At 63.7% G+C, this 19,170-nt stretch carries 19 protein-coding genes and 1 tRNA gene; 10 read left to right on the top strand and 10 right to left on the bottom strand.

Features of this window, described 5'->3' with window-relative positions; genetic code table 11:
* Positions 1 to 140 precede the first annotated feature (140 nt).
* Positions 141 to 803, bottom strand: coding sequence for a histidine phosphotransferase ChpT (chpT, locus tag QXZ85_RS26895; RefSeq protein WP_316175191.1), 663 nt, complete (start codon positions 801 to 803; stop codon positions 141 to 143).
* A gap of 277 nt (positions 804 to 1,080) precedes the next feature.
* On the opposite strand from chpT, the gene cysQ reads away from it, so the two are divergent.
* Positions 1,081 to 1,923, top strand: coding sequence for a 3'(2'),5'-bisphosphate nucleotidase CysQ (gene cysQ, locus QXZ85_RS26890; RefSeq protein ID WP_316175189.1), 843 nt, complete (start codon positions 1,081 to 1,083; stop codon positions 1,921 to 1,923).
* 16 nt (positions 1,924 to 1,939) lie between these two features.
* Here the strand turns inward: cysQ and QXZ85_RS26885 are convergent, their stop codons facing one another.
* Positions 1,940 to 2,455 carry a YHS domain-containing (seleno)protein gene (locus QXZ85_RS26885; protein ID WP_315701269.1) on the bottom strand — a complete coding sequence of 172 codons (516 nt, stop codon included), beginning with the start codon at positions 2,453 to 2,455 and terminating at the stop codon, positions 1,940 to 1,942.
* Between the two features lie 117 nt (positions 2,456 to 2,572).
* Here QXZ85_RS26885 and QXZ85_RS26880 point away from each other — a divergent pair, with 117 nt between their 5' ends.
* From QXZ85_RS26880 to QXZ85_RS26865, 4 genes are all read left to right on the top strand, one after another.
* Positions 2,573 to 3,181: a DUF1134 domain-containing protein gene (locus QXZ85_RS26880; protein WP_315701270.1), complete on the top strand. Its 609-nt coding sequence runs from the start codon at positions 2,573 to 2,575 to the stop codon at positions 3,179 to 3,181.
* A 280-nt stretch (positions 3,182 to 3,461) separates the two neighbouring features.
* Positions 3,462 to 4,745 (top strand): hypothetical protein, encoded by a 1,284-nt coding sequence (locus QXZ85_RS26875; protein ID WP_316171579.1) that lies wholly within the window; start codon positions 3,462 to 3,464, stop codon positions 4,743 to 4,745.
* Between the two features lie 176 nt (positions 4,746 to 4,921).
* Positions 4,922 to 4,996 (top strand) — tRNA-Val (locus QXZ85_RS26870).
* A 515-nt stretch (positions 4,997 to 5,511) separates the two neighbouring features.
* Complete coding sequence (locus tag QXZ85_RS26865) at positions 5,512 to 5,898, top strand: hypothetical protein (RefSeq protein ID WP_315701329.1); 387 nt, start codon at positions 5,512 to 5,514, stop codon at positions 5,896 to 5,898.
* 82 nt (positions 5,899 to 5,980) lie between these two features.
* Here the strand turns inward: QXZ85_RS26865 and QXZ85_RS26860 are convergent, their stop codons facing one another.
* Both QXZ85_RS26860 and QXZ85_RS26855 read right to left on the bottom strand, forming a co-directional pair.
* Positions 5,981 to 6,541: a helix-turn-helix domain-containing protein gene (locus tag QXZ85_RS26860; RefSeq protein WP_409977732.1), complete on the bottom strand. Its 561-nt coding sequence runs from the start codon at positions 6,539 to 6,541 to the stop codon at positions 5,981 to 5,983.
* Between the two features lie 48 nt (positions 6,542 to 6,589).
* A complete protein-coding gene (locus QXZ85_RS26855; RefSeq protein ID WP_315701330.1) occupies positions 6,590 to 7,417 on the bottom strand; it encodes a cysteine hydrolase in 828 nt (275 codons plus the stop codon).
* A 155-nt stretch (positions 7,418 to 7,572) separates the two neighbouring features.
* Between QXZ85_RS26855 and QXZ85_RS26850 the strand changes: the two genes are divergently transcribed.
* Positions 7,573 to 8,094, top strand: coding sequence for a GNAT family N-acetyltransferase (locus tag QXZ85_RS26850; RefSeq protein ID WP_315767174.1), 522 nt, complete (start codon positions 7,573 to 7,575; stop codon positions 8,092 to 8,094).
* Positions 8,095 to 8,984: 890 nt separating this feature from the next.
* Here the strand turns inward: QXZ85_RS26850 and QXZ85_RS26845 are convergent.
* Positions 8,985 to 9,125 (bottom strand): hypothetical protein, encoded by a 141-nt coding sequence (locus tag QXZ85_RS26845; protein WP_315701333.1) that lies wholly within the window; start codon positions 9,123 to 9,125, stop codon positions 8,985 to 8,987.
* Between the two features lie 198 nt (positions 9,126 to 9,323).
* On the opposite strand from QXZ85_RS26845, the gene QXZ85_RS26840 reads away from it, so the two are divergent.
* Positions 9,324 to 9,524 carry a hypothetical protein gene (locus QXZ85_RS26840; RefSeq protein WP_315701334.1) on the top strand — a complete coding sequence of 67 codons (201 nt, stop codon included), beginning with the start codon at positions 9,324 to 9,326 and terminating at the stop codon, positions 9,522 to 9,524.
* A 202-nt stretch (positions 9,525 to 9,726) separates the two neighbouring features.
* Here QXZ85_RS26840 and QXZ85_RS26835 read toward each other — a convergent pair whose 3' ends face one another.
* A complete protein-coding gene (locus tag QXZ85_RS26835) occupies positions 9,727 to 10,242 on the bottom strand; it encodes a hypothetical protein (protein ID WP_315701335.1) in 516 nt (171 codons plus the stop codon).
* Positions 10,243 to 10,377: 135 nt separating this feature from the next.
* Positions 10,378 to 11,925: an acetolactate synthase large subunit gene (locus tag QXZ85_RS26830; protein ID WP_316175186.1), complete on the bottom strand. Its 1,548-nt coding sequence runs from the start codon at positions 11,923 to 11,925 to the stop codon at positions 10,378 to 10,380.
* A 283-nt stretch (positions 11,926 to 12,208) separates the two neighbouring features.
* On the opposite strand from QXZ85_RS26830, the gene QXZ85_RS26825 reads away from it, so the two are divergent.
* Positions 12,209 to 12,796, top strand: coding sequence for a L,D-transpeptidase (locus tag QXZ85_RS26825; protein ID WP_315701337.1), 588 nt, complete (start codon positions 12,209 to 12,211; stop codon positions 12,794 to 12,796).
* A gap of 51 nt (positions 12,797 to 12,847) precedes the next feature.
* Complete coding sequence (locus QXZ85_RS26820; protein WP_315701338.1) at positions 12,848 to 13,627, top strand: DUF2927 domain-containing protein; 780 nt, start codon at positions 12,848 to 12,850, stop codon at positions 13,625 to 13,627.
* 211 nt (positions 13,628 to 13,838) lie between these two features.
* Here QXZ85_RS26820 and QXZ85_RS26815 read toward each other — a convergent pair whose 3' ends face one another.
* The 3 genes from QXZ85_RS26815 to QXZ85_RS26805 all read right to left on the bottom strand — a co-directional run bounded on the left by QXZ85_RS26815 (position 13,839) and on the right by QXZ85_RS26805 (position 17,391).
* Entirely contained in the window at positions 13,839 to 14,933 is a 1,095-nt protein-coding gene (locus QXZ85_RS26815) for a M48 family metallopeptidase (RefSeq protein WP_316168347.1), read from the bottom strand.
* A gap of 33 nt (positions 14,934 to 14,966) precedes the next feature.
* Positions 14,967 to 16,100: a DUF898 family protein gene (locus tag QXZ85_RS26810; protein WP_315767451.1), complete on the bottom strand. Its 1,134-nt coding sequence runs from the start codon at positions 16,098 to 16,100 to the stop codon at positions 14,967 to 14,969.
* A 118-nt stretch (positions 16,101 to 16,218) separates the two neighbouring features.
* On the bottom strand, positions 16,219 to 17,391 hold the full coding sequence (locus QXZ85_RS26805) for an isovaleryl-CoA dehydrogenase (protein ID WP_315701340.1): 1,173 nt from the start codon (positions 17,389 to 17,391) through the stop codon (positions 16,219 to 16,221).
* A 252-nt stretch (positions 17,392 to 17,643) separates the two neighbouring features.
* On the opposite strand from QXZ85_RS26805, the gene QXZ85_RS26800 reads away from it, so the two are divergent.
* Entirely contained in the window at positions 17,644 to 18,924 is a 1,281-nt protein-coding gene (locus tag QXZ85_RS26800) for a cytochrome P450 (protein WP_316175184.1), read from the top strand.
* Positions 18,925 to 19,170 lie beyond the last annotated feature (246 nt).

Raw genomic sequence — 19,170 nt, 5'->3', positions numbered from 1 at the left:
GTTTAATATTGGTTGAGTAAGCGGAAATGAATGGGCTCAACAAAGAGATAAGATGCCTCCGCCGATTCAACGATCGCCGGAGAACCGTCGCAAGCTTTGATTAACCATAACGCACGCGAGGCCGCGCGCGGCTTCGGACATCAAGAGGCGGAAACCACCATCGCCTCGCCTTCGGCCACCAGCGTCACCTTCAGCCCGCAAGCTTCCGCCAGCAGACGCGTATAATAAGGCTGCACCGCATGCGCATCGATCGCCCCCTCATGAGTTGCGCCGAGAAGATTGACGATGTTCTGCGGCAGACGGGCGTTGAGGCCGGTGGCGGACACGCGGAAGCTGATGGCTTCGCCTTCTCCGACCGGATCGACGGTCAGGACGCCGCCGCGCGGAATCGTCTGCTGCGCAATGACCATCATGTTGAGCAGCAGCTTGACCCTGTTCTTCGGCAGCAGCAGCCGCGGCAGATTCCAGACGATCGAGGTCTTGGCATCCTCGATCTGGCCGCGCGCCATGGTCTGGGCATCGCCGAGATCGATTTGCGCGCCGGAGGAGCCCGCCGCGCCGAAGGCAAGCCGGCAGAACTGCAGCCGGGCCGACGCCGTCTTGGCGCTCTTGCGGATCAGCTCGAGCGCGAAATCGCGATCCTCAGGTTTCGGATTGTCGTCGAGAACCTCGAGCCCATTGACGATGGCGCCGACCGGACTGATCAGATCGTGGCACACCTTGGAGCAGAGCAATGCTGCCAGTTCGAGCGTATCGGGGGCAGGATTCTGAGACGCAGGAGCGGGAGACGATGTGCTTGACATTCGAAGTTCCTGAAAAAACCGGACGAATCATGGAGCCTTTCAGGCTTGATACACTGCGAGCGCATGAACGGCCACCTGAGCTTAGGACCGATCCGCAAAACCGCGTATAGGTTTTTGCGGGCAGACGTTGCGCTCCCACATCGCTTTCACACCCGAACAATCGAATACCGGCCGCGCAAGACTCGCGCGAAGACCCGAAATCGTGACACATGGCAGAACGCGGGCCCTCGCCAATCCTGTGTCGCCTGCTCGTGTCATTCCAGAGGACGAAATCGCCATGACCCCCGGGGCAGCTAAAGAACCCATCGTCGACCTCGAGGCTGCCGCGGCGCTGATGGAGCCACTGACCCAGCTGGTCGTGGAGGCCGGGGAGGCCATTCTCGCCGTCAACCGCCGGGCGATGGCGGTCACCGAAAAAACGGACGGCTCTCCGGTCACGGAAGCTGACCTTGCCGCCGACCGGGTGATCGCCAAGGGTCTTGCGCGGATTGCGCCTGAAATTCCGACCCTGTCGGAAGAACGGGCCAGCGCGGCAGCTAGCCCATTTCGCGGCAGCTTCTTCCTGGTCGATCCGCTCGACGGCACCAAGGAGTTCGTCGCCGGCCGCAGCGAGTTCACCGTCAATCTCGCGCTGGTCACAGCGGCCACCCCCCTGCTCGGGATTGTCTGCGCACCGGCGCTGGGATTGCTGTGGCGGGGACTGGTCGGCCGTGGCGCTGAGCGGCTGACGTTCGAGGATGATCGGATCGGGCCGCCAACGCCGATCCACACGCGTCCCTTGCCGAAAGCCGGCGACCGCTGGGTTGCGGCCGTCAGCAGGTCGCATGGGGATCCCCGGACCGAGGCGTTCATTGAAAGCCGCCCCGGAGCGGTCAAGCTGCCGCTCGGCTCGGCGGTGAAATTCGGACGGCTCGCAGAAGGGACGGTCGACATCTATCCGCGACTGGCGCCGACCTCCGAATGGGACGTGGCCGCGGGCCATGCGGTGGTGACTGCGGCCGGCGGCGCGGTCACCACCGCAACCGGCGCCCCCTTGCGCTTCGGCGAAGGGCGCGAGGGCTTCATCATCCCCGCGTTCATCGCCTGGGGAGATCCGGCCGCCGTCACGCCGGCAGCCTGAAGCGATTGCGCCGTTCCTATTCCGGAAGATCCTGCATGAGCGCCGGCCAGCGCTCGGCGGCCTGGCGTAAATAGCGGTCGGGATCGGCCGCGAAGCTGTCGCGATTGTCTTCGCGGCTGAACAGGAACAGCCGCTGATCGGCCACGAGCCAGAGCCGCGGATTACCAGCGACGGTGACGCCGCGGGCGACATCGGTCGGGTCATAGCCGCCGAATTGCGGGCCATAGATTTCCGGATGGGCCAGGAAGGACGCCCGGTTGCCTTCATTGTGGAAGCGCCAGACCACCCCGCCCTGCCAGGCCTCGAACTCCTGCAGGCCCTGCATCGGCTTACCATTGACGAAATAGGCCACCGGGTCGTAGCCGTCGATGGCAAGCCCACTGAAGCGGTTGGTGATGACGCGTTCGGTGGTGGCGGCCCGGGCTCCGACGACGGCGGCGGAGGCAGCCGCCAGAAACAGAATCGCGACTATTCCCAGGCAAAACCGCGACGTTGCCCCTCCGAGGTTTCGTTGTTGCCGTTGTCCGGTCATAGTTGGTGCCGATAAGATGCTAGTCGAAGGGGGCCATGCCCTTCTCTGATCATCGCTCGCGGGTGGTTGGCGTCAGGTTAAGCGACGGTCGGACATTCGATTGCAGGGGATCCTTTCATGAGCTTCGTTTCCCGCGTTGTTGCCGCGACGCTTGCGGCCTGTCTCGCGCTGGCTCTGCCGGCGAGTGCGCAGCAGGCGCCGCCCCCCCCGAGCGCGCCACCGCCACAGCGCGCGCCCGGGCCGGACAATTACGGACCTGACGAGTTGGTCACCGCCGGCCATCACTTCTTCGGCAACGTCTCGCGCGGCCTCGCCTCGGTGATCGAGCGCGCGGTCAGCCAATGGGGGCTGCCGAACGGCTACGTGCTCGGCGAAGAAGGCTCGGGCGCGTTCGTGGCCGGCCTGCGCTACGGCGAGGGCACGCTCTACACCAAGAACGCCGGCGACCTGCGTGTCTATTGGCAGGGCCCCTCGGTCGGCTTCGACTGGGGCGGCGACGGCGCGCGCACGATGACGCTGGTCTATAACCTGCCCGCGACCAGCGCGATCTATCAGCGCTTCGTCGGCATCGACGGCTCGGCCTATATCGTCGGCGGCTTCGGCATGACCGCGCTCACCGCCAACAACATCGTGCTGGTGCCGATCCGCTCCGGTATCGGCCTGAGGCTCGGGGCCAATGTCGGCTATCTCAAATACACTCCGAGTCCGACCTGGAACCCGTTCTGATACCGATCAGACACATTTTGCACTGACGGATCGACATTGGCGCGGCGACATGCTGGCGTTAGCCCCTGCTGGCGTGGCAATGTGATTCTATCAAGCCTCGTGGTTTTGAGGCTGACATACGTATCCCGTCTGGGAACTACTTTTGCGGATGTCGGCACCAGAGAACCACGAGCGAACGTAATGCTCGTGACGTTTCGGTCGTAACGTTCGCATCAGGACTCGCGGCGAGCGGGTTGCGAACGCCAACTCCGCTACGCGAGCTGGCCTGGAGTTGCGTGTCATGGTCGAGCCGATCATTTATTTCGCGATCGGTTTTCTGGTCGCGATGCTGTGCGCCTTGATGCTGGTGCCCCTGGTGCACAGCCGGGCGGTGCGGCTGACCACGCGCCGCCTCGAGGCCGCCACACCGCTGTCGATGGCCGAGATCCAGGCCGATAAGGACCAGCTCCGCGCCGAATTCGCCATGTCGGCGCGGCGGCTTGAGCTCAGCCTCGAGACCCTCAAAAGCAAGACCACCAACCAGCTTGCCGAACTCGGCAAGAAGACCGATGCGATCAACCGCATGAAGATCGAACTCGGCGAGAAGAACGCCACGATCTTTGCGCTCGAAGCCCGGGAGAAGGCGCTGAAGGACCAGCTCCGCGCCACCGAGGAGGAAGTGATCGCCAAGGCCGATGGCTTGCGCGCCGCCGAGCAGGCCCTGAAGAACAAGCAGAGTGAACTCACCCGCCTCTCAACCGAACTGAACGACCGGGCCATGCTGGCAGACAGCCGCCAGATCGAGCTGGTCACGGTGCGGACCCAGATCGAGGAGCTGAAGGCACGGGTCGGCGAGGCCGGGACCGACCTTGCCGCGACGCAGGCGCGGCTGACGCAGGAGCGCGGCGAGCAGGAGGCGACCTCGCGCGAGCTGACCGACGCGCGCGGCCGGGTCGAAAATCTCAGCCAGCGCGTCACCGACCTCGATCGCCAGCTCATCGTTCAGGTCAAGGAGGCCGAGATGCTGGCGGGCCGGGCCGCCGACCTGGAGACGCGGCTGGCAACGCAGGGCAAGCTATTGGCCGAGCGCGATTTCGAGACCAATCAGCTCCGCCAGGCCAACGCGGCCGCCGAGCGCAGCATGCAGGAGCTGCGCGAGGAGCTCGCTGGCTTCTCCGGCGGCAAATCCTCGGCCGTGGAGAAGCTTAAGGGCGAGAAGGCGGCGCTGGAAGAGCAGCTCCGGATCGCCCGCGACGAACGCGCCAAGCTGCAGCGCGAGATGAACACGATCCAGCAGCAGGCGGAGAGCACCTGGGCCCAGGAGCGGATGGAGAACGCCCTGTTGCGCGAGCGGATCAACGACATCGCCGCGGAGGTCGCCAAGCTCGCCATGCAGCTGGAGGGGCCGAACTCGGCCATCGAGGCGATGCTGGAGGCCGAGCCGGCGCCGCCCCATCCCGCCAACGGCAATGCGAGCGGCACGGCCGCCACCGGCCCGAATGGCATCCAGGGCGGCACCCTGGCCGAGCGCATCCGCGCCCTGCAGGCCCACGCCTCGCGCGCCCGCCAGATCGGGGCTAGCTAGCGCCCTGCGACACGCATGCGGCCGACTTGCTCGATTCTTGCGGCTTGACCCGAGGAATTCCGCCTCGAAAGACCGTGCAAACCTTGACACCGGTAGCCTGCACTTCGTAAATCGCAGCCTCCGACGGACTGCTTCGGGTGCTGGCCGGCTTCATCGCCGCCCCGCCATCGAAATCCGGGCGCATAGCTCAGCGGGAGAGCGTTCCCTTCACACGGGAGAGGTCCAAGGTTCGATCCCTTGTGCGCCCACCATTCTCCGACCACGCGCGATCCTTTTCAGCTGCGGACCGGCCATCGGGCTCGCGGAACGAGCAGCGGCAAGTGAACCCCCGTGATGCGGCAGACGATGTCGACTGCCTCGACATGATCGCCACCGAGCCCATGCCGTCATCGCTGCACGCGTTCCGGCTTCGCGAGAGCGGCATCGCGCGCGCTTATGCTGCTCGGCGACGAACTTGCGGGTCTCTTCCTACATGCGCTCGATGCGCGCGACCTGAAGCGAGCAGGAAGAGATCGCGGAAGCACTGAAGCGGATTTTGCAGCAGGCTTGCCGGAAGAATTGACGAAGCAACGGGCTCGATCCCCGACGGACAGCCTACGTGGCTGCCCGTGCGGTACTGGCGCGCCAGGCGCGGCTCTCTCGACAAGGAGGGAGAAAGACGCCGCAGCAAAAACGCTCAACCTAGGCTGGAAACTATACTGCGAATGCGGTAACCAGATAGGCGATTCACATATTAATACCGCCTTTATGCTTTAAGGAATGCATAGTGATTGACCGGCGCGACGAGCTAGAAGCTCTGCTGAAGCATGAACGTCTCGAAAAAGTCCAAGGTTACACGAAGCGAGGGAGACGGTTCCAACTTCTGCCAGATACCGAGTTGATCGATTTCTGGGTACTTACGATGAACCATTGGGCCAATGGCTCCACCGAGTTCACGTCCCAAGACATGGACGACTGCGAATCTGAGATGATGCTGAGGCGGATCGACCCACCGTTCGATCGCGTAAGTAAGATATGGGAGCGTGTTGCTCAAAGAGCCGAGCTCCATTTCAGCCTGATTGATAGTGATCCAAAAGCTCGGGCCGCGACGGAAGCGCTGTTGGAAGCGCAACTTGAGCAGTTTCGCCGGCAAGCCGGGCGCCCGAAGCATTAAATTTGCTGTGAGCCCTGAGAGAGGGCCGAACTGCACGTCACGTTCCTGGGCGTCAAATGACGAACAGATGCGCCCAACTTGCCTAGGAATGCCTGACGATCACGATGTAGTTTGCCGGCACGTGGCCGGCATTCTCGAACGCGACAGGTCGCATGACGTCGAAATCGAGACAGTCTCCCTCGTCGAGGTCAAAGCGCTTTTCTCCGACGAAGACCGTCAATCGACCTTCGAGCAGAAGCAGTTGCTGCGTGTAGGCGCGCCTGCCCCAAGGACTATAGGACACGCGCTGCCCTTCAGGCAGCTCGACACTGATGATCTCGATGCCGCTGGCCGCATCGAGCGCGGATGCATGACGGCGACGATATCCGGTTTCCGGATCCCGCCAGACCGGTTGATCCGCCTTCCGGGTGAGACGTTCGGGAGGCCGATCCGAAAGGCCGATCACCGCGCTCAACGTGACGTCGAGTGCCGCACACAGTTTTCCGAGAAGTGCCGCCGTTGCACTGCTCTCCGCACGTTCTATTCGCCCGATCATGGCACGGCTGACGCCTGACCGGGCTGCGAGTTCGTTCAGGCTGAGACCTGCCTTCACTCGCAGCTGCTTGAGGCGAGTCCCGATCGCTTTGTCCAGTTCTTCTGTCATCAGCGCGCCCTCCGAAGCGTCGCCCAGCGGCGACGCTTCGGATCGATCCTAGGCCCGCTGGGAAAGAAGTTCCACGAACCGGTCCGCGGAGATAACCGGCGCGAAGAAGTTGTTGATGCGCTGCATGGCAGCCGCCTCCTGTTCGGGCTTCTGGCAACCGCAGGCGTCGCCGATGACGATCGGAAGGTAACCCGCGTCGCGCGCCGCGCGCGCATTTCCCTCGATACACCAGTCAAGGTGAATGCCGGTAAGCACGATCGTCTGGATGCGCTTGCGCGCAAGCTCCAGCGGCAATTGCGTTCCGGCGAAAGCCGTCTGAAGCGCAAGCTCGTTGAACTCATTGTCGCCAGGCCGAACCAGCGCCCGCAATTCCCCGACGAGTTCATTGTCTCGCCGTTTCATTTCCGAACTGAAATTCAACCCCTTGGTCCAGCTCGCATATTGCACGCGATCGAAGTCCGATTGCGGATAATTCCCGCGAAACACCTCATAGCCGATCCAGTTGAACGACACGAAATTTTTCACCTTTCGCGCCGCGTTGACAACCTTGACGGTTGCTTCGAGGCTTCCGCGTTCGCGGTGACCTTCAGATGCTTGCACGCCGCCGGGATCGTACACGGACTTGTTCTGGCTCACAGACATGTAGGCCGCCGGCCGCGACAGGATCTCAACGAGGTCGAGCTCATTCCAGTGCGCCGCGAGCGGCGGAACAGCGTTGATCCCGCCGACTCCCGATGCCGCTGCCTTATCAGCAGCAAGCGTCGAGGTTGCGGCGACCGCAACTGCGCCGACGAGCGCGCCGCGGCGCGTCGTGAGAGGATAATTCATTTGTAGCTCCTGTGGGTATCGATGACATAGCCGCAAAATTTGGCTCATTGCCGATCGTGCGACCGTCCTCTCCAAGAGCAACGCATGTACCAACCGGAGCTGACGATCGGTCAATATATGAGAATTCGCGCGGTGCTGCTTTGAGAATTGCTGAGCGCTTCTCAGAGATGCAATAGTCGGATGTCGATCCCGAGAGGCCGCCGATGCCGATAGATGAACTGCAAATCCGCGACGCGACAGAAGCTGATGCGGCTTCCATCCTATCGATCTACAACGATGCGGTGCTGCATACGACGGCGATCTGGAATGATCGGCCTTCCGATCTTGAGGCGCGGATGGCCTGGCTGGCCGAGCGCAGACAGAGCGGCTATCCGGTCTTGGTCGCTTCAGATCGTTCCAGGTTACTGGGCTATGCGTCGTTCGGTGCCTTCAGGCCGTGGGACGGCTATCGCCACACTGTCGAGCACTCCGTTTATGTCGATCGCGCCGCACGACGACTTGGTGTCGGCTATGCGCTGGTGAGCGAACTGGTCTCGCGCGCACGCACCATGAACAAGCACGTCATGGTCGCCGGGATCGAAGCGACGAACGAGCCGTCCTTGCAGCTGCATGCACGGCTCGGTTTTTCCACGGCTGGCCAGCTTCGATCGGTTGGTCGAAAGTTCGACAAGTGGCTCGATCTTGTCTTCATGCAGCTGACGCTGGAAGACGAACTCCAGGGATAAGGCGATCGCGCAACGCCGTTCTCGGCCACCGGCAACCATGCGGCGCGCCGGCCGCGAAGCACCGCGATCGACGCCATGATCAGCCGACGGCAGCAGTGCCAGTCATCGGCGGCTTCTCTTCGGAACCGGAATTCCGATGCAGGTTGTCGTTCCGTCCGTTTCGTGAGCGGCGAGGCCGCACGGCCGCGCGGGAACTGTGATCGTCGATCCGTCTGGTCCCGGCCGAGACAGTCCAGTGGACGATACTTGCATCTGCTCCTCCGCCGCACCGTGGACGGCTTCTGGCACCGTCTTATTTGCTGCTGATGCACCTTCTGGGTTCGATGCGGCCGGCGAGGCGCCGCCACGCAAGTCGGCGGGTGCGGGCGCGACGCCCGTAGCACCACCCAAACCACCGATGGTGCCGCTCCTGGTCGCGGGGGTCGTGACTCCCGATGACGCATTGGTACCACTTCCGACGAGTCCGCGGGCATTCGTGCTGGGGTTTCCTGTTCCGGCTGATCCATTACCGGCTGGATTGCTTGAACCCGGTGATCCGCCCCCCACCCGACCGATGCCGCCCCCAACGGCTCCCGTCGGTGCTCCGCCTCCGACGGCGGCACTTCCCGTGCCTCCTGCACCCACGCCGGCGCCTATTCCGCCGGACGTCGCGCCACCGCCGGGCCCGGCGGCGGAGGCAAATCCCATAGGCAGCGTGGCTATCAGCAAGGCGGCAGCGAAATGTCTCGGATCGCAAATCAGCATGACGGCCTCCTTCTGATCCTACCCGCAACCAATATGGGTGCGGTGCCTGGCCGACCTCAAGCCGTTCGCGCGGCTCCTCACTCGCTCGCCTCTGGCATCCGCCGTGGCCGCGATCGCTTCGCTTGGTCAGTGTGCTGAATGCTCGATCAGATCGCGAACAGCCAGACCGCGACGATGGTGCCGAGCGTCGCCAGGCCGCTGATGGTCCAGCCAGCGGCGTAGCCGAAATCATCTTCCTGCATGTCGTGCGGCGGCTCGTGGGCGATCATTGCCGTTTGCCAGTCCATGTCCGCCTCCTCGTCTGCGCATGGGTATCTGCACGCGAGACAATCGCCACAGAACCAGCGCAGTTCCCGCGCGGCGAGGGCGTAAAGCGGCTTTTGGATGGCGGAACTCTCACGAATAACTGATCCCTGCGACGGAACGACGCGGCGCAAGTTCCGTTATGGTGCGCCGGTTCCAAACCCCATGGAGGTTTTTTCGCAATGCGCAAACTGATCATCGCCACGGCCGCAGTTGCCTTGATGTCGTCTACCGCTTTCGCCCAGGACAAGGCCGGCGGCTCTACCGCTCCTACAGCCCAGAGCGGCGACACCATGAGCAAGGGCGACGGCATGAAGATGAGCAAGACCAAGAAGAAATCGAAGAAGTCGACCAAGTCGTCCAGCGACACGATGAAGCAGTAAGCATTTCGAGACGCCCGGCCGCTCCGTTGCCGGAGCGGCCATCGATCTGCCGCGCTGTCCGAGGCGAAGCGCGGCAGCTCATTGCGGGATGCCACAACCCGCAAGCCCCCTGTTTGCTGACGCGCGTCGATCTTGTCCGCGCCCGAGCGCTGGGCGACCGTCTGTTTGCTCAGGTCGAGCGGCCGGGCCTCGGCTCCATCGCTCAGGATGCGAGCAGGCCCATATGCACGAGGCGGACGGCAAGCCAAGCCGTCATCTGTTGATCCAGCCGCGCGCCGGCAAAGACTTCCGCGCCCCTCACCCCGGTCCGATCCAGCACCAGCAGCACCCCGATCCAATAGGCGAACCAGAGATGCGGGTCGGTCAGCGCCATCAGCTTGTGGCGATCATGTTCGATCGGCTGGTGATTGCTTGCCTTGCGGACCTCGATCGCCAGCAGGTTTTCCGGAACGGCGCGCCGGTGCACGACAATGTCGGGATAGATGGACTTGCCGAGCGTATCGTCGGTCGAGACGATGCTGCCGCGCGGCAGGATCATCCTGCGTTCGCCGAGCCGGTTGTAGTCGCAGTCGATGTCCCAGCCGAGGAAGTTGCGCTCCAGATGCACCGCGAACCGATGCGTCAGCGCGCGTTCGCCGACGTCGCGGTCAAGAATGAAGCGCTCGCGCGCATAGAACTCCTGCAGCGCGGAGATCAATCGGTTCAATTCACTGTGCATGCTGCCCAAGAAGCAAAGGATGGAGACGTCACCAACAACACGCAATCGGCCTGAGTCGCCAACCGCATAATGAGGTCATGACGCTGCCATCAACCGGCGGCCGTTTTGCGGCCGCCACGCGCGGGGCGAGCGGGGTTACATCTGCACTTCGATCAGGCGCGGCCCGGCTTCCGCGTTCGCCTCGGCCAGCGCCTTGTTGAACTCGTCGGCGGTCGTGACCGCGCGGCCGGGGACGCCCATGCCCTTGGCCATGGCGACGAAATCCAGCGTCGGCCGGTCGATCTTGAGCATGTCCTGGGCGCGCTGCCCCGGCTCGCCGGCGCCGACGCCATCGAACTCGCCGCGCAGGATCTGATAGATGCGGTTGGCGAACACGACGGTCACGACGTTCAGGTTCTCGCGCGCCTGGGTCCACAGCGACTGGATCGTGTACATGGCGCTGCCGTCGCCGACCAGGCACATCACCTTGCGGTCGGGACAGGCAACTGCCGCGCCGGTCGCAACGGGCGTCGAGAATCCGATCGAGCCGCCCATGTTCTGCAGCCAGTCGTGCGGGGCGGCGGCCGCGGTCGGCGGGAAGAAGCCGCGGCCCGTGGTGATGGACTCATCGACGACGATCGCGTTCTCCGGGATCGCGTAAGCGATCGCCTGCGCGATCGTGGTGTGGTTCAGCGCGCCGGTCGGCTTGACCAGCTCGGCGAGCTTCTGCGGCTGCACATCGGAAGCCTTGGCGCCGAGATGGCCGGCCAGCGCTTCCAGCGCGGCGACGGAATTCTCGCCCCACGCCGTCATCCGGTGCACCTCGGTGCCCTCGGCCTTCAACATGCTCGGCTTGTTCGGATAGGCGAAGAAGGCGACGGGATCGTTGGCATCGACCAGCACGATATGCTTGTAGTTCTTCAGGATCGGCAGCGCCTGTTCGATCACGTAAGGGATGCGGTCGATCGAGAAGCGGCTGGCGCCGCGCGCCATCCGTGGATGATAGGTCTGGCCCATGACGCGGCAGCCGGTCTTGCCGGCGATCCGCTGCGCGAAGGCAAGCCCCTGCTCGGTCAGCGCACTGGCGGTCATCAGCACCAGCGTCTCCGGACCATGAGCGTGCAGGATCTTGGCCGCCTTCTCGACCGCGTCAGCCGAATAGCTCGGACGCTGGGTCTCAGCCGGGACCGTCGCGATGCCATCGGCTTCGTTCCAGGCGGTATCGGCCGGCAGGATCAGGGTCGCGATCTGCGGCGGCGCGCTCTTCGCAGCAGCAATTGCCGCAGCGCCGTCCGCCGCCACCGCCTTGGCGCTCGGCGAGGTCCGCACCCAGTCCGACATCGGCCGCGCCAGCCCTTCGATGTCCGAGGTGAGCGGCGCGTTGAAGCCGATGTGGTAGGTCGCGTGCTGGCCGACGATGTTGACGATACCGGAGCGCGCCTTCTTGGCGTTGTGCAGGTTGGCAAGGCCGTTGGCGAGGCCGGGCCCGAGATGCAGCAGCGTCGAGGCCGGGGTGCCCTTCATGCGGAAATAGCCGTCGGCGGCGCCGGTCACCACGCCCTCGAACAGGCCGAGCACGCAGCGCATGCCTTCGACCCGGTCCAGCGCGGCGACGAAATGCATCTCCGAGGTGCCGGGATTGGTGAAGCAGACGTCAACACCGCCGGCGACCAGGGTCCGCACCAGACTTTCCGCACCGTTCATCATCCGCTCCGTTCACACCGCGCTTTACCACAAGGAATTTGAGATCAATCATTGTTCGCCGGCTCAGTCAAAGGGCAGAGCTGCATTGCAGCCATGGCACCACGAACAACGCAAAGGATTGGCTAACGCCTTTGTTGGAAGATCCGATCGCGCATGCTCGGGACGTGGAATTTAGGTTACGGCGGCCAGCGAAACGCCGTTTGTCACGGGTCCGTGGGTTGCGAAAAACGGCCGGTTGTGGCCTGTCTTTTCGCATAATTCGATAGCTTGCCGGGGGATTGAAATGACGCGTTCATTGGGTATGGCGATTGCGGCTGTCACGATGGCCGGGGCGACGCTGCTCGCCAGCAGCGGCTTGGCCCGGGCGGAATTCTTCGACACGCGCGAGTTGTTCGGCAGCGGGCCGAACTATTACCAGAGCGGAGCCAGCCCGATCCCGCGCGAAACCGTGATGTACCCGACCAACTACGCGCCCGGCACCATCGTGATAAACACCGCCGAGCGCCGGCTCTATCTCGTGCTGTCGAGCGGCCAGGCACTGCGCTATGGCATTGGCGTGGGCCGCGACGGCTTCCGCTGGGGCGGTGTGCACCGCATCACGGCCAAGAAGGAATGGCCGGATTGGACTCCGCCCTCCCAGATGCTGCGGCGCCGGCCGGACCTGCCGCGCCACATGCGCGGGGGCATCGAAAATCCGCTGGGCGCCCGCGCGCTCTATCTGGGATCGACGCTGTACCGGATCCACGGCTCCAACGAACCGGAAACCATCGGCCAGGCGGTGTCCTCAGGCTGCTTCCGGATGACCAATGAGGACGTCACCGACCTCTACAATCGGGTCTCGGTCGGCGCCACGGTGATCGTCAAGAACTAACACATGGGTCAAAGCCGAAGTGCCGCGCCGAGGCGCGGCCGAAACTGGTGGATGTTTCGGACGGCAGCGCTCGCCATCCTCCTTGTCCCGGTCACGGCCGCCCCCGCGGCGACCGGGGACATTCCGGCTATTGTCTCGCGGCAGCGGATCGAGAAGAAGACCTTCACCGATGCCGAGATCATCGAGGGCTTTTTCAAGACCGCGTTCGGAGCCGAATACCATCTGGCCGGGCGGGTCGATCGCATCAGAAAATACAACGCGCCGGTGCGCGTGTTCGCGGACGGCCACCGCGCCGATCGCAAGACGCAGCTCGCCAGGGTCGTCAGCGACATCGGCAAACGGGTCCAGCATCTCGACATTGCGATGACCGACAACGGCGAGGATGCCAATGTCCGGGTCAAGCTGGTGCGCGACCGCGATCTCTACCGCACCATCAGCCAGGACTATGGCAGCGAACGGGCGCGCGAGATCAAGACCTCGCTCGATCCGCAATGCCTCTCCGGCTTCCACAAGAACGATGCCTTCGAGATCGAGCATTCCGACGTGATCCTGACCGTGGACAACGGCGATTTCGTCTTCCTCGATTGCGCCTATGAAGAGCTGTTGCAGTCGCTCGGCCCGATCAACGATACATCGAGCGTGCCGTGGACCATGTTCAACGACAATGTCTCGATGGGCTATTTCGACGTCTACGACCAGTACATCCTCAATGTGCTGTACGATCCCCGCATCAAGGCGGGCATGACGTTCGCCGAGGTCAAGGCCGTGCTGCCGGAGGTGCTGACCGACGTCCGCGCCTGGGTGAAGCAGGTGAACCACCTGGCGGATTGACGGATATGCTCGCCGTGGGAGCCTTGGCGCAGAGCCAAACTCCGCAGTCGTCCCGGCGAACGCCGGGACCCATACGCCGCGGCGCTGCAAGCAGGCAAACTGCGCAACGCTCGCCGAAAACAACTGTGCTCAGTGATTATGGGTCCCGGCGTTCGCCGGGACGACGTTGAGTATTTGTCTACCAGAGCATATCACCAATACGACTCGACAACTACCTGCAAATCCCCTTCAGCGCACTCCACTCCTCCACAGTCAGCAGCGGCGGGCCGCTCGGCGGCTGGTCTTCGGCGCGCATGCGCGCGAGCCGGTCTTCGGTCAGCGGATGACTTGCGAGCAGCGACGGCTGTTTGTCGCCCTCCTTGCCGGTGACACGGAACATCAACTCGCCCATCGGCGCGGCCGGACGTCCCAGCTTGTGCATCACCTCGATCGCGAAACTGTCGGCATCGTGCTCGGCTTCGCGCGAATAGGAAGCCGTGACGATCGTGCGCGAGGCGAAGATCACCGCGCCCGCGCCGGTGATGTCGCCGAACAACAGCCCGATCAGGAACGAGCTGCCGCCATTGTGAATCGCCTGCCGCAGATTGTCGCGATGTTTGAGATGCCCGAGCTCATGCGCCAGAACGCCGGCGATCTCGTCGGGGTCATTCGCCTTGGCCAACAGGCCGCTCAGGAGGAAGAAGCGGCCGCCGGGAAGCGCGAACGCATTTGGGATCGGCGTGTCTAGAACCTGTGCCGCTAGGTCCGCATCAAGCCCGGCCGGACCACGGAGCGCCTCGACCAGCTTGGCGAACGCGGCCTGCCCGGCGGCGGCTCGGCACATCTTGTTGCCGAAGACGGCCTGCAGCTGAACCTCGGCGGCTTCGCCGAGGTGCCGCTCCATCGCCTGCGGCACCAACGGCGTGAGGCGATCGGCGGCAAAGGGCACGACGAAGAGAACCATCACGACGATGGACGCCGCAGCCGCCAGCGACCAGCCGATGATCCGCGCGATCGCGCCGGAGGTCAGCCTGTTCTCGTCGAGCCGGCTGCAGCGCGCCACAATCCCGGACGCGAGCGCAGGGTCGCGAATCTCCAGGCGCGCGAGCGGCGACGCCGACAGGCAGCTCACGCGCAGAATGCCGCTCGGCGCATCGACCCGCCGGATATCCGGATACGGCCATGAGACGAAATTGTCGGCGCTGCGCAGCACGAGCTGGTTGGCAAGGACGACCGTGACCGTCTGCCGTCGGTTCGACAGTCCGTCGAAATAGATCGCCTGTCCGTCTCCGGCCTGCGCCGACTGATCCTGCTCCGTCTCATCCATATCGCAAGCGCCTATGCGGAGAATGCGCCCGAATCAAAATCCGGCGACGTCGAGGCCGTCAGCAAAGCCCTCGCCCAGCGCGCTGGCAAGATCGCCCTTGGCCGAGATGTCAGCAATTGCCTCGATACCATGCAGCTCGACCGACGCTAGCAGCTGCGCCCAGACGTCCCGCAACAAATAGAGCCGCATCACGACATTGATCGCCAGGATCACCGCCACGTAGCCGAGCGCCATCATGATCAGCATCGGGATATTGTTGGCGAGCGCCTCTGCGACCTTCGCCTCCGCGATAGGCGCACCGCCGAGCTTCAAGGCCAGCCATGTGACGCCGATAAGATAGGCTCCGGTGGCCAGCCACAACACAACGAACCAGCCGATCACCTTCCAATAGAGCCCGTAAAGTGCGCCTGGGCTCAAGCTCGACTGCAACCGCACGCCGCCGAAACGGATGCCCGACAGCCACCAGCGCCATTCGACCGCTTTGAACTGCGCGTAAAGGAACGGAAACAGCGGAAACAAGACCAGCGCGAATGGCGCACAAAGCCAGAGATACCAGGCGCGCTTGAAGAACTCCCAGCCGCTGCCAGCGAAATCACCCCGCAGATCGCCATAATGCGAATGCTGCATCTTGTAGCGTTCGAGCGCGGCCTCGCGCCAGGGCCAGGCCAGCCCCAGCGTGACGACGACCAGCAACGTCCAGAGCATCGCGCGTCCGGCATAGGCCCAGCCCGAGCCGTCCATCCAGAAGCGGACGCCGCGCCACACCGTGCGCGTGAGCCGGTAGCGCCGCGCGCGATAGATCGCGAACTGGCCGAACGCATAGAACGCGATGACCAGCGGCACGCTCGCAAAGCCTTTGAGGCGCTCGGCTTCGACGCTGACGATGAAATAAGCGAGATAGATCGGCACCAGGATCGCCATCGCGAACAGGAAGCCGATCAGCAGCTCCTTGCCGCGGCCGGTATATTCGGCGGCATCGCCATCCACCGCCGTGTTCACCCACAGGTGCCGGCGAATGTCGGTGGCAAGCCAGAACCGGTAGAAGCCCAGTGTGACCAGTTCGAGCAGCGCCCCACGGCCGACCAGGTCGAAAAACTCGCCCCGCTCACCCGCAAAAGTAACCGGTGTCCCCGGCAGCGGCGGAGGCGGCTGCGGGATGAAATTCATCTGATTCACGGAATTGATCTCCGACGACGCACGGACAATACAACTATACCCCTGTCGTTTGTCGGCGCCACGACGCCGGGGTTCGATCCGCCCGGCGATTTTTCGTGCAACCGCGGCGTCAGGCGGTTTTCTCGAACAATTCCCGTCCGATCAGCATGCGGCGGATCTCGCTGGTGCCGGCGCCGATCTCGTAAAGCTTGGCGTCGCGCAGCAGCCGTCCGGTCGGATAGTCGTTGATATAGCCATTGCCGCCGAGGAGCTGGATCGCATCCAGCGCGCATTGCGTCGCCTTCTCCGCGGCATAGAGGATCGCGCCGGCCGCATCCTCGCGCGTGGTCTCGCCGCGGTCGCAGGCTTTCGCCACCGCATAGACATAGGCCCGCGAAGCATTCATCGTGGTATACATGTCGGCGAGCTTGCCCTGCACCAGCTGGAAGGTGCCGATCGGCTGGCCGAACTGCTTGCGCTCGTGCACATAGGGCAGCACCACATCCATGCAGGCCTGCATGATGCCGAGCGGTCCTGCCGCAAGCACCGCGCGCTCGTAATCCAATCCGCTCATCAACACGTTGACGCCGCGGCCGACCTCGCCCAGCACGTTCTCCTCGGGCACCTCGCAATCCTCGAAGACGAGCTCGCAGGTGTCGGAGCCGCGCATGCCGAACTTGTCGAGCTTCTGCGCCGTCGAGAAGCCCTTCATGCCCTTCTCGATGATGAAGGCAGTGATGCCGCGCGGGCCGCCATTCGGATCGGTCTTGGCATAGACCACGAGCGTGTCCGCGACCGGGCCGTTGGTGATCCACATCTTGCTGCCGTTGAGAACGAAGCGATCGCCCTTCTTGTCGGCGCGGGTTTTCATCGAGACGACGTCAGAGCCGGCCTGCGGCTCCGACATCGCCAGCGACCCGACATGCTCGCCGGAGATCAGCTTCGGCAGATATTTGTACTTCTGCGCAACATTGCCGTTGCGGCGGATCTGGTTGACGCAGAGATTGGAATGGGCGCCATAGGACAGGCCGACCGAGGCCGAGGCGCGCGAGATCTCCTCCATGGCAATGCAATGTTCGAGGTAGCCGAGGCCTGAGCCGCCATACTCCTCCTCGACCGTGATGCCGTGCAGGCCGAGCGCGCCGATCTGGGGCCAGAGATCGCGCGGAAACTGGTTGGAGCGGTCGATCTCGGCAGCGCGCGGGGCGATTTCGTTCTGCGAAAAATTGGCCACGGTCTCGCGAATGGCATCCGCGGTCTCGCCCAGATCGAAATTGAAGATGGCTCGCGCGTTCGGGATCATCTCAACGGCCTCCCAGCAGTCCTGTCGATGTTACGGTCGTAGCCATATTCCCTGATCCATGCGTTGTCACGACCGGAAAGCGCCCCGAAGCACGGCTAGCATGGCGGCGTGGCGGCTGGCCGGCCGAGCCTCGATCCTGCCCGCGGCAAAACTCCCGCTTGCTCCTGCACCCTAAGCGGGATGTAATCGCGACAAATGCCGCCGGGCGTACAGCGCCGAGCGGCCAACGGGAGATACCGAGGGGAGACACCAATGCACGGCACCATCGACCGCGCCGAGGATCCTCAGAAGGATCGGCAGGACGCCGCACGCGAGCGCGCGCGAGCTTTACCGCTCGACGAGTTCGATCCCGGCGACCCCGAGCTGTTTCGCACCGACACGCACTGGCCCTATTTCGACCGGCTGCGGCAGGAAGCGCCGGTGCACTACTGCAGGGACTCGATGTTCGGTCCGTATTGGTCGGTGACCAAATACAACGACATCATGGAGATCGAGACCAACCACGCGGCATTCTCGTCCGCGTCCGTGCTCGGCGGCATCACCATCCGCGACGTCCCGCCCGATCTTCGCCGCGAAAGCTTCATCGCCATGGATCCGCCGCGCCATGCCGCGCAGCGCAAGACCGTGATGCCGATGTTCACACCGGCGCATCTCGATGAGTTGGCCATCAACATCCGCAAGCGCTCGGCCGAAGTTCTCGACAATTTGCCGCGCGGCGAAGTGTTCGATTGGGTGGACCGCGTCTCGGTCGAGCTGACCACGCAGATGCTGGCGGTGCTGTTCGACTTTCCCTGGGAGGACCGCCGCAAACTGACCCGCTGGTCCGATATCGCGACCACGATTCCCGGTCCCGGCGGGCTGGTTGCGAGCGAGGACGAGCGGCAGGCCGAACTGATGGATTGCGCGCGCTACTTTTCCCGGCTCTGGAACGAGCGCATCAAGCAGCCGCCGAAGAGCGACCTGCTGTCGATGATGGCCCATAGCGAGGCCACGCGCGACATGGACCCGAAGAACTTCCTCGGCAACATGGTCCTCCTGATCGTGGGCGGCAACGACACCACCCGCAACACGATGTCCGGCAGCATCTATGCGCTGAGCCAGAACCCCGACCAGTACCGCAAGCTCAAGGATAACCCGGCGCTGATCGACAGTTTCGTGCCCGAAGTGATCCGCTGGCAGACGCCGCTCGCGCATATGCGCCGCACCGCGCTGGTGGACGTCGAGTTCCACGGCAAGACCATCCGCAAGGGCGACAAGGTCGTGATGTGGTATGTGTCCGGCAATCGCGACGAGGACGCGATCGAGCGGCCTTACGAATTCATCATCGACCGCGCCCGGCCGCGTCAGCATCTGTCGTTCGGCTTCGGCATCCATCGCTGCGTCGGCCTGCGGCTGGCCGAACTGCAGCTCAAGATCATCTGGGAGGAGATCCTGAAGCGCTTCGATCATATCGAGGTGATGGGCGAGCCGAAGCGGGTCTATTCCAGTTTCGTCAAGGGCTACGAGAAGTTGCCGGTACGGATCGCCGCCTGAAGCGTGTATTCGCAAGACGGCGGGCTTGGTTTGGGCGAAACTGTCCGTAGGAGCATGGCGGCCTTCGGGGCGAGATCTTGGGCTGCGAGCGAAGCGACCTGTCCGCCGAAGCTCACAGAGCGAAGGCGGAAGCAATCCAGACACGCTGCTTTGGATTGCCTCGTCGCTCCGCTCCTCGCAATGACGGAGAGATGTAGGGTGGGCAAAGCGAAGCGTGCCCACCAATGGACTATGATCAGGTAGACG

It is taken from the genome of Bradyrhizobium sp. SZCCHNGR1005, from assembly GCF_032489995.1.
In the GTDB taxonomy this organism is placed as follows: domain Bacteria; phylum Pseudomonadota; class Alphaproteobacteria; order Rhizobiales; family Xanthobacteraceae; genus Bradyrhizobium.
This window is presented reverse-complemented; position numbering and strand designations above follow the sequence as displayed.